This window comes from Rhodoferax sp. SPJ21, assembly GCF_058216335.1.
This window is the reverse complement of record NZ_JBYZMO010000002.1, coordinates 1,512,691-1,523,287: the sequence shown is the minus strand read 5'-3', so window position 1 is coordinate 1,523,287 and position 10,597 is coordinate 1,512,691. Positions and strand designations below refer to the sequence as shown.

8 protein-coding genes and 1 riboswitch are annotated in these 10,597 nt (G+C 51.6%); all 8 genes read left to right on the top strand.

The window, feature by feature from the left end; genetic code table 11:
* Window positions 1-735 precede the first annotated feature (735 nt).
* The 8 genes from AC4BBN_RS15030 (at window position 736) to AC4BBN_RS14995 (ending at window position 10,587) form a co-directional block, all read left to right on the top strand.
* Complete coding sequence (locus AC4BBN_RS15030; protein ID WP_490592770.1) at window positions 736-1,569, top strand: lytic transglycosylase domain-containing protein; 834 nt, start codon at window positions 736-738, stop codon at window positions 1,567-1,569.
* Between the two features lie 26 nt (window positions 1,570-1,595).
* Window positions 1,596-1,756, top strand: a riboswitch (ZMP/ZTP riboswitch).
* A gap of 36 nt (window positions 1,757-1,792) precedes the next feature.
* On the top strand, window positions 1,793-3,037 hold the full coding sequence (gene glyA, locus AC4BBN_RS15025) for a serine hydroxymethyltransferase (RefSeq protein WP_490592769.1): 1,245 nt from the start codon (window positions 1,793-1,795) through the stop codon (window positions 3,035-3,037).
* 13 nt (window positions 3,038-3,050) lie between these two features.
* Complete coding sequence (gene nrdR / locus AC4BBN_RS15020; RefSeq protein WP_490592768.1) at window positions 3,051-3,500, top strand: transcriptional regulator NrdR; 450 nt, start codon at window positions 3,051-3,053, stop codon at window positions 3,498-3,500.
* 183 nt (window positions 3,501-3,683) lie between these two features.
* On the top strand, window positions 3,684-4,322 hold the full coding sequence (gene pilV / locus AC4BBN_RS15015) for a type IV pilus modification protein PilV (RefSeq protein WP_490592767.1): 639 nt from the start codon (window positions 3,684-3,686) through the stop codon (window positions 4,320-4,322).
* Window positions 4,319-5,311 (top strand): PilW family protein, encoded by a 993-nt coding sequence (locus AC4BBN_RS15010; protein WP_490592766.1) that lies wholly within the window; start codon window positions 4,319-4,321, stop codon window positions 5,309-5,311. Before pilV ends, AC4BBN_RS15010 begins: the two co-directional genes overlap by 4 nt.
* A 79-nt stretch (window positions 5,312-5,390) precedes the next feature.
* Window positions 5,391-5,954, top strand: a complete 564-nt coding sequence (locus AC4BBN_RS15005; RefSeq protein ID WP_490592765.1) for a pilus assembly PilX family protein — start codon at window positions 5,391-5,393, stop codon at window positions 5,952-5,954.
* Window positions 5,955-5,971: 17 nt separating this feature from the next.
* A complete protein-coding gene (locus AC4BBN_RS15000) occupies window positions 5,972-10,396 on the top strand; it encodes a pilus assembly protein (RefSeq protein WP_490592764.1) in 4,425 nt (1,474 codons plus the stop codon).
* Window positions 10,393-10,587: a type IV pilin protein gene (locus AC4BBN_RS14995; protein ID WP_490592763.1), complete on the top strand. Its 195-nt coding sequence runs from the start codon at window positions 10,393-10,395 to the stop codon at window positions 10,585-10,587. The genes AC4BBN_RS15000 and AC4BBN_RS14995 overlap by 4 nt, the downstream gene beginning before the upstream one ends.
* Window positions 10,588-10,597: the final 10 nt, after the last annotated feature.

Sequence of the window (10,597 nt, the reverse complement as noted above, 5' to 3'; positions counted from 1 at the left end):
CAGACCTGCACCGCACTGTGAGGGAATGCACGGCCCAAAAAAGCAGAAAGCCCGGACGGTAGGTAGTGAGCCTGGCCGCCGGGCTTGACGGCGAACTTGCGGTTCATGCCGTCTGGGTTTGCAAGGGAGAGAGTGATGTCCCCCATTGCATTGGAAGCAAGAGATTGCCTCCATATAGTACCGGGGCTGCTCCACACCACCGTCGCAAAGTGTCAGGCTTAGCAGGCTCCTACCGGTGAACGCCTGTTTGCACAGGCGATGTCAATTTAGTCCATGGTGGGCGAGATTACAAATCTGCTTTTCAATGCATATGCCGTCTGCGATTGAGTCAATTTTCTTGACACAGGAAATGGAGTCTGTCGCCACACGGCGGCTGTATACACGGCAAGCCCTCACTTACATCAAGAAACAAAAAAAATCTGGTTGGCGATGCGAAGTGCCTTCGGCCCTGTGCAAATTAGGCAAAAACGGAGTTGATAATCAACAATTTAGTATATAGAGTGAATTTCATATTCTTGACTTGATATGATAAGTCCTCCTAGAATCCGCCCGTCCCTCCCACTATGGCCTAGGGACAACCCGAATCCGCTGCCGACCCCCGGCTACATCAGATCGCTGCACAAGCCTGGAAGGCGCCGCAGGATACTGATAGCGTACCCACCCAATCGAAGTGCCAAAGCGAATTGCTCTTACGCAAATTGATCGCCCCCGGCCTTCGCTCGATGAGGAAGTGCTATGACAGCGTTACAAAAGTTAGGACATGGACTGCGGACTTTCGCATCCGATATTGCCCAGGGCTTTTTTGAGATTACCCACAACGGATTTGCCCTCTTGGGCTTGGTTGTGGCTTTTACTATCGTGACCATGACCGCCCGGCCCGATCTGCGCCAGGTGGCCGAAGTCCAATTGATGGGCTGGTTACAAGAACGCCAGGTGGAACCCACTGGCATGGAAGACATTGCCGAGGCAGACACCGAGGCCGTGGACCGCGCAACCGCAAGCAACCCCAAGGACCTGCCCAAACAGCAGGCGGCCGTCGCCTATTGGCTGAGCAAAAAATACCATGTCGCGGCCGAACCGGTCAGCGCCCTGGTAGCCGAAGCCTATGACATCGGTAGCCGAGTCAAGCTCGACCCGACCCTGATCCTGGCCGTCATGGCCATCGAATCCGGCTTCAACCCCTTTGCCCAAAGCTCTGTGGGCGCCCAGGGTCTGATGCAAGTCATGACCCAGGTGCATACCCAGAAATACGATGTGTTTGGTGGCAAGCTGGCTGCGTTCGACCCGCTAACCAATCTGCGTGTGGGTGTCAAAGTGCTGCAGGAGTGCATCGCCCGCGCTGGATCGGTCGAAGGTGGGCTGCGTTTTTACGTAGGCGCTGCAAATATTGAAGATGACGGTGGCTACGCCAGCAAGGTCATGGCAGAACACGTCCGCCTGCAACAAGTAGCGGCTGGCCGCGCTACGCCCACGACCCCGCAGTTGCGCACAATCCCCGTCACTGCGCCCGCCCCAAAGCAGCCCGCAACGGATGACGTACAAAAAGTGGCCGTACTTGGCAAGTACTGATCTGCGTTCGCCGGCTCCGTTACACTAGGCAGGTACGCAACTGGCGATAGGCGTGACCCCAGCAGAGGGTGCTCACGCTGACGTGGACCACCGCAGCAAGCTTTTTTACAAGGCTTTTCGGACAACCACTGGGAAGCGTACCGCCAGGCTTTAGCCTGGTGTTCAGCCGTTCGCCTGGGCAGCACTTGTTCCAACCCCAAGACCCTCGTCTGATAGGACTGCCATGTACGACCGCCGCATTCTGATTGAACAAACCGACCCCGAGCTGTTCGCCGCTATCCAGGCCGAAAACGCCCGCCAAGAACACCATATCGAGCTGATCGCCAGCGAAAACTACGCCTCGCCCGCCGTCATGGCCGCGCAAGGCTCGCAGCTCACCAATAAATACGCCGAAGGCTACCCCGGCCGTCGCTACTACGGTGGCTGCGAATACGTGGACATTGCAGAACAATTGGCCATCGACCGCGTCAAGCAACTGTTTGGCGCTGAAGCGGCCAACGTACAACCGCATTGCGGCGCATCGGCCAACGAAGCCGTGTTCCTCGCTTTCCTCAAGCCCGGCGACACCATCATGGGCATGAGCCTCGCCGAAGGCGGTCACCTGACCCACGGCATGGCCCTGAACATGAGCGGCAAATGGTTCAACGTGGTCAGCTATGGCCTGGACGCCAACGAAGCCATCGACTACGACGCGATGGAACGCAAAGCCCATGAAACCAAGCCAAAACTAATTATTGCGGGCGCCAGTGCTTACTCTCTCGCTATCGATTTTGAGCGCTTTGCCAAGGTTGCGAAGGATGTGGGCGCCATCTTCATGGTTGATATGGCCCACTACGCAGGCCTGATTGCCGCCGGCATCTACCCCAACCCCGTGCCACACGCAGACATCGTCACCTCCACCACCCACAAGAGCCTGCGTGGCCCGCGTGGCGGCATCATCTTGATGAAGTCGGAATTTGAGAAAGCCATCAACAGCGCCATCTTCCCTGGCCTGCAAGGCGGCCCACTGATGCACGTCATCGCGGCCAAGGCTGTGGCATTCAAGGAAGCGCTCACGCCCGAATTCAAGACCTACCAGCAACAGGTATTGAAGAACGCCCAGATCGTGGCCGAAACCCTGACCCAACGCGGCCTGCGCATCGTCAGCGGCGGCACCCAAAGCCACGTCATGTTGGTGGATCTGCGCGCCAAGGGCATCACGGGCAAGGAAGCTGAAGCCGTGCTGGGCAGCGCCCACATGACCATCAACAAAAACGCCATCCCCAACGACCCGGAAAAGCCCATGGTCACCAGCGGTGTGCGTATCGGTACACCTGCCATGACCACCCGCGGCTTCAAGGACGAAGAAGCCCGCGCCACCGCGAACCTAGTGGCCGATGTGCTGGACAACCCGCGTGACGCCGCAAACCTCGACGCCGTGCGCGCCAAGGTCGCAGCATTGACCAGCCGCTTCCCCGTCTATCGCTAAGCGCTAAGACGACATGAAATGCCCCTTCTGCGGCCACGGTGAGACCCAAGTAGTCGAAACCCGTGAATCTGACGACGGCGACCTGGTTCGCCGCCGGCGCCGCTGCGGGGGCTGCGAAAAAAGATTCACCACTTATGAGCGACCGGAAGTCAACTTCCCTACCATCGTAAAAAAAGATGGACGCCGCATCGACTATGTAGCCTCCAAACTGCGCGCATCGTTCACACTCGCTTTGCGAAAACGCCCTGTGAGCACTGAACAGGTAGATATGGCGATTGAACGAATTGAAGAAAAACTACTTAATCTAGGGGTACGCGAAGTTCTATCGAACTACATTGGTGAACTGGTTATGCGCGAACTCAAAAAGCTGGACAAAGTCGCTTACATACGTTTCGCAAGCGTGTACCGCAGCTTTGAAGATGTGGATGACTTCAAAACCCTCGTAGACGAAGTGCAACGATAAGGCGCAACACATTAATCGCCGGGGCAACAACAAATAAGCAAAGTTAGCAACGCGATGCGAAACACGGGCATGAGGCAGCTCACCACAGTTTAGGTTGCGTGGATCTCCCTAACGGGCCTTCTCGCACGACGAGCGGTTGTATGGGTACAACCGTAACTGGGATTTTTTTCCTATCATGCGCAAATGGAATCATTGCGCCCCACCCCCCCCGTTTTCCCATTAAAAGCATTGCGAAGAAACAGTCGGCATGTGCGCTCTGCAGGATTTTCCCTGGTAGAAGTGCTGATATCGATCATTGTTTTATCGTTCGGCCTGCTGGGCATGGTTGGACTGCAAGCAACGGCTTTGCAATCCAACAGAGACGCAAAACTGCAATCCATCGCAGTCAACCTTGCGCGTGAATTGGCCGAAATAATGCGTAATAACAAAGATATTGCCTTGTCCAGCACAAGCCCCTACTTTGGCGACTTCAACTCCAATCCATTAGCACCAGCCTCTACCAGTTACTGCCTCAATGTCGCTACCAGCACCACTGCGTGCGCGAGTACAACCGAAATTGCGAGTGCTGAAATGACCGAATGGCTTTCAAGGGTTGACAGCGAATTGCCTGGCGCGCATGTCACCGTCTGCTCCGACTCCGCCCCCTTTGACTCGAACGGCATACCCCAATGGACCTGCGGCACCGGCAGTGGTGCCAGCACTGTCATCAAAATTGGGTGGACAAGGGCGTCAACCGACCGAAAAAGTACGAATAGCACACCACTCGAAAGAGCTACGCTGCCCTCCGTCGTTCTTCCGGTCACTGCAGGTAGCGTGCAGTGAGAGCAAGCTTCCGCAAGCAAAACGGCTTAACCATGGTTGAGCTGTTGGTCGCCATGGCGATCAGTCTGATCATCGCGATAGCAGCCATTGCATCTCTTATCGTAAGTCGCAAAGGTTTCAATGCCATCGATGCATCTTCTCAGTTGCGTGATAACGGCCGATTTGCAATGGACTTGATCCAGCGTATAGCCGTGCAAGCAGGCTACAAAGACGTGCTGTACATCGCCTCACCGCGCCAAACCAACGTAAAAGGTATTTCAACCAATCCAGACCCCGACGTATTCGGCATCGATAACAAACGCCCCAGTTCCAGCGATCCCTTCAATACAGCACCTACAACTGCAGGCATTAACGGCAGCGACATATTGATGGTCCGCTTCCAAACTGCCGCGCTATTCACCGGCGCTACGGCATCTGACAAATCCATGATTGACTGCCAAGGTAGTGGACTCGCCACAGCCCCAATTGACCAAGACGATCGTATAACCAGTGCCTTTTATGTTGGTCTTAGCACTGTCACGAATGAACCAGCGCTGATGTGCGCCACTGGCCCCAATAATGGGCAACCCATAATTGATGGCGTAGAAGACTTCCAAGTTTTATACGGCGTGGATGCAGTCACACCCAATACAGCCCCCACTGGAACGACAGATTCCATTACCGACAGGTATTTAAGGGCAGACCAAATGACAGTAAGCGGCAACGCAGTTGCTACCAACGCCAATTGGCGCAGGGTACGCAGCCTGCGTATTGGCCTGGTACTACGGGGGCCAGTGGGTTCCGCCCAAGACCAGACGGCGCAAACTTTTTACCCCCTGGGCTTAGGCAAGAACTCAGGTAGCACCTCATCTACGCCGGGCTCAGCAATGGCTTCCAGCGGCGATGTTGGCTCGATATTCAGCCCCGCTGCAGACGGTCGGCTACGTCAAGTGGTCACATTCACCGTGCATCTCCGCAATGATCAAAGTCTGAAGCTACAAAGCCCTTGAGTAGAAAATCGAAATGAAACCCGCACTCAATACGCTTAGGCAACGACGACCAGCTGGGTACATACACCGACAAAACGGTATGTCGCTCATTCTGGTAATGATGATTTTGACGATTGTTTCACTACTTGGAGTCGCAGGAATACAAATAGCCATGATGGGGGAACGAGGCGCCCGCAATGACAGAGATATGCAAGTAGCATGGCAAGCAGCAGAAGCTGCACTTATTGACGCTGAATTTGATATCTATGGTCCGACAGCTTCTGTACGCAGATCCATTTTTAAAAATTCAACCGATATTTCAAAATTTACAGCAGGCTGTAGCAACGCTACAAACTATGTGGGTTTATGCCTCCCCGCAACATCTGGAAAACCCATTTGGCTCACTATAGATTTTACAGACACATCTAGCTCAGCCAAAACTACTGCGTTTGGCACTTACACCGGGCGAACGTTTAGTGCAGGGGGTTTAGGCATTCAACCAGCAAAATTACCGCGCTACATCATTGAGGCTATACCTGATACCGAGCAATCTGACCTTTCGGCCACGCCTCCCAAATATATTTACATGTACCGTATAACAGCAATGGGCTTTGGACCCCGAAGCGACATTCAAGCAGTAGCACAAATGATTTACCGTTATTGATCGAAAGAAAATTTATTATGAAAATTAAATTAACTTCAGCCAATAACCATATTTATTTATTTAATAAAATTTTCAACAACCGTTGGCTATTTGTTATTTTATTAACGATTTTATCGATAACAACCACCATTATTGTTAGGGCAGATGCGTCGACCAGCATCCCGTCTATCACCTTATCAACAGTCCCACTTTACGCCACCACCACTGTTGATAAACCAGTCATTGCATTAGCACTCTCAGTTGAGTTTCCAACAGTAGGTGCACAGTACGTAGACCAGCCAGGATCCTCATCAGATGCCACATATTCCAATACCAATGAGTATCTGGGATATTACGATGCGGAAGCATGCTACACCTACAACGATGCCCCCGCAGAAACTCCTGCAACCGGATTAACAAGTAGTGATTACAAACGATTTGACCGTAGTGGTGCAGCCACTAACCGGCAATGTAGCAACGCTTTTAGCGGGAACTTCCTAAACTGGGCCTCTAGCTCTGCTATCGATATGCTGCGGCTAGCGCTCTCTGGTGGCGATCGCTATATAGACACTGCAAGCTTAACGATATTACAGCGTGCTGTCATACCAGATGGAGACCCCACCTGCATGTGGAACACATCGAACTTTCCTGCAAAACAGCTTAAAAGGAGCGGGGGTTCCAATAACTATTTTGGAGCGATACCAACCTCCATGGTCAATGATGCAGCTGGAAACGATATATGGATCGCCAATACATTAAATCGTATTTATTTTCGTGCTGGCACCAGCACGGCCGGTACGTGCGGTAGTACGAGCGGATATACATTAAGCAGCAATGCAGCTCGCCAGATGGGTCCAATTACCACCTCAAATACAAACCGCCCCAATGGGGGTGTCAAATGTGCAGACGAAAGTAGTACCAATTGCCAGTTCACAGGAACAAAAGCGGTATGGTATGGGGCAGGTACCACTTGGGCTGTAGCGCCCGCTTATAACGGCGCAACTTGCTCAAACGGTGTTTTTGGCGACCCCATATCAGGAACATTTAAAGAGTGCTACATAAGCAATTATTCGGGCTCTTGGCAACCGACCACTAGCGGCACCAGCCTGAATTCGGATGGATTTTTTTACGGCCGTGTTCAGGTTTGCAACAAAGTACCGAATTCAAGCACACTCCAAGATGTACGTGATTATGGATTATGCACAGCATATCCGAATGGAAATTTTAAACCCACAGGATCAATTCAAAAATACAGTGACCAACTGAGACTTGCTGCCTTTGGTTACCTTTTAGATCAAACCGATAGTTCTGCAGGCGGTCGATATGGCGGTGTCTTGCGCGCCCCTATGAAATACGTAGGAGCAAAGACATTTGACACAGTGGGTCAAGAAAATACGCCCACCACAGGCAATGCCAATATGGAATGGGATGCTAATACAGGCGTATTTTCAAGCAACCCTGACAATGATACATCCCAAACTCCAAACATCAGTGGCGTTATAAACTATCTAAATAAATTTGGTAGAACAGGTTCTATCCAAGGCAGATATAAAAAATATGATCCCGTAGGTGAGCTTCATTATGAAACATTGCGCTACTTACAGGGTTTACAACCTACTCCCGCCGCAGTAAGTAATATTACCTCAAGCATGTATGATGGCTTTCCAGTTGCTACAACGTGGACAGATCCTTATGCGGGACGCTCTAATACCGCAGATTACTCCTGTTTAAAAAGCAACATTGTGGTAATCGGCGACGTAAATACGCATGACGGCAGCAACTTACCTGCAGCCAATACAAGCAACAACATACCAGATATCAGCTACTGGACAGGAATTACCCAAAGTTTTGAAAATGGAAGCGCAACCTCCTATACCGACGGACAAGGCGCGGCCCGCACTACCGGAAACCCGAACAGCACAGTGAATGGCAGCCCCCCAGGAAACCAAATTATTGGCCAGGCTTATTGGGCACATACGCACGACATACGCGGAACAGATTGGACCAATGCAGTAAGCAGCCAGAGACGTGGATTACGGGTAAAAACAATGTTATTTGACGTTAACGAGTATGGCAACTCCACCTCAGATAACTATCGACACTATAACAATCAATTTTTTACTGCTGCCAAATACGGTGGGTTTCAGGCAGACTCGGCCAATACTGCATCTAAACCGTACAACATATATGGGAATCCATTTAAGCAGCAAAATGGAACTAACAATAACGATGTTTGGCAAGACTCCACCCGCCCTGGGGAGGCCAGCTCTTATTACCTACAAAGCAGTGCTCGTGGCGTATTAAAAGCATTTGATGATATTTTCAACAACGCCACAACCAAATCCAATAATATCGCTGCAACTGCTGCGGCTTCTACCAATATTACGTCAGCAGGCAGCTTGCAATACAAAGGCTCTTTTGACACTTCGGACTGGAGCGGAGATGTTTCGGCCTATCCAATTACAGTAGATTCAACCAATGCTGTTTCGGTGGGATCAACAGCCACATGGAGCGCTGCAACCCAGTTGACAGCCATGAGCGCCCCCGCAACCAATCGCAAAATATATATAGGAGTCCCCCCCCCTATTTCCGGAACTACCGCCACTGAATTCACGTGGACTGCAATTGGCGCCACCTTAAAAGGGAACCTAAATCAATTATCACCATCATCGACATCAGATGGTTTTGGATCTTCTCGCCTAGACTTTATAAGAGGGGATAAAACCAACCAAGTGAGCCCCAGCAATACCGGTGGGCGATTTCGCTCACGAAGTAGTTTATTGGGCGATATTATTAATTCAAGTATTGAATATTCAGGCACTCCCGCATCGAGTATGGCGTATGCCAGCAGCACCTATTCAAGTTTTTATAGCGCTTATACATCACGTACTGCAGCAGTATTTGCGGGTGCTAATGATGGGATGCTGCACGCATTTAATGCAACTACTGGCAACGAGTTGTTTGCCTATATTCCTAGCTGGATGGGCCCCAAGCTGTCTGCACTCACCAGCACGAGCTATAACCAAAACCACCAAAGCTATGTAGATGCACCGCCAGCCATTGCGGAGGCTGAAGTTTTCTCCAATGGAAACGCCGCCGACTGGCGAACCGTACTGGTGGCGGGCACTGGTGCAGGCGGTTCGGGTGTCTTTGCATTGGATGTTACCGACCCTAGTAATTTTGACGCTAGCAAGGTGATGTGGGAGTTCACACGCGCGGACGATCCTGAAATCGGGTTCGTGGTGGGCAAACCCCAAATAGCCCGCCTGAGAACCAGTGCAGCAGGTGCTACCGCCACCTACCGCTGGTTTGCCATAGTCGCAAGTGGCGTAAACAACTATGTACCCGATAGTGCTGGAAGGTATAGCACTACGGGACAACCCGCTATATTTTTACTAGCACTGGACAAGCCTGCTGGAACCGCCTGGACAGCCACGGGCACTACACCCAACTATTACAAAATTTCACTTCCAGTGGATAGCACACTGAGTACGAGCAACCCTACCGGGGTCATCAGCTTCACCGCCATGAAAGGCTCTGCTGGAGAAGTCACCCAAATATATGTGGGCGATTTGCATGGAAAACTGTGGAAACTAGACTTCAGCACCTACGGTGCAGCAGATTGGAATATCAACAAACTGTCGGCTTACAACAAAGGCACTACAGCATCTCCCAATCCCTATCCGTTGTTTATCGCAAAAACAGCCTCTTCAGCCGTGCAACCCATATCGACAGCTCCTATGGTGAAAGCAGGCCCGGTGGTGAGCCAAGTTGCGACCAACTATGTGGCATTTACTACAGGCAAATATTTAGAAAACAGCGATCGAACCTCTACGAATCAAAACTCTGTATACGCGGTCTTTGACAACGGATTGACTGCGGCCGATAGCAATCCGGCAGGCGATAGCGTGATTTCAGGTAGGGGTAGACTTATCGCAGGAACCATTAACCAGTCGGCAGCGACGGTTACCGTACCAGCATTTAACTGGGGACGGGCAGCTAGCGACTCAGACGCTACCCAGCGCTCAGGTTGGTATGCTGATTTTGCAAGTTCAGGCGAAAGAAGTGTAAGCAACGGGCTGGTCAACGGAAACAACATCCTTTTTTCGACATTGGTGCCGGCTGGTGTTGGAACTGCAGGTTCATGCGCCGCCAGCGGCGGCAGTGGATACCTCTACGTAGTCAACCTGCTAAGCGGAACAGGAACCATCACCACATCTACAGTGGGTATTCCAGGAACCCCATTTTTGGTTTCGGGTGAATACAGCAGCACAATATCGAGCATCAGCTACCCTGTGCCTAGTGATTCAACCGGCCGACGCATCAAGCAGAGTACGAAAACCGTGCTGCAATCAGGCACTACGGGGTCCAGCACAGGGGTTACCACCACAACATCCACCGTCTCAGGCCGCTTAAGTTGGCGGCAAATTAATAATTACATCACCTTAAAGAACGCACCATGACCCACAAATACGCGAAGGGCTTTACGCTGTTGGAATTGATGATCGTGGTAGCAGTGGTTGCGATTTTGGGGGCCATTGCCTACCCGTCCTACACATCGTCTGTACTCAAAGGTAAACGCGCACAAGCGCGCACCGCGCTAGTAGAACTTTTACAGCAACAAGAGCGCTACATGACGCAAAAGAATTGCTAACAACAAAGGC

Excerpts from the sequence above, each read along its gene's own strand:
- AC4BBN_RS15030 (WP_490592770.1), top strand. The coding sequence starts at position 736 with ATGACAGCGTTACAAAAGTTAGGACATGGACTGCGGACTTTCGCATCC.
- glyA (WP_490592769.1), top strand. The coding sequence starts at position 1,793 with ATGTACGACCGCCGCATTCTGATTGAACAAACCGACCCCGAGCTGTTC.
- nrdR (WP_490592768.1), top strand. The coding sequence starts at position 3,051 with ATGAAATGCCCCTTCTGCGGCCACGGTGAGACCCAAGTAGTCGAAACC.
- pilV (WP_490592767.1), top strand. The coding sequence starts at position 3,684 with ATGGAATCATTGCGCCCCACCCCCCCCGTTTTCCCATTAAAAGCATTG.
- AC4BBN_RS15005 (WP_490592765.1), top strand. The coding sequence starts at position 5,391 with ATGTCGCTCATTCTGGTAATGATGATTTTGACGATTGTTTCACTACTT.
- AC4BBN_RS15000 (WP_490592764.1), top strand. The coding sequence starts at position 5,972 with ATGAAAATTAAATTAACTTCAGCCAATAACCATATTTATTTATTTAAT.
- AC4BBN_RS14995 (WP_490592763.1), top strand. The coding sequence starts at position 10,393 with ATGACCCACAAATACGCGAAGGGCTTTACGCTGTTGGAATTGATGATC.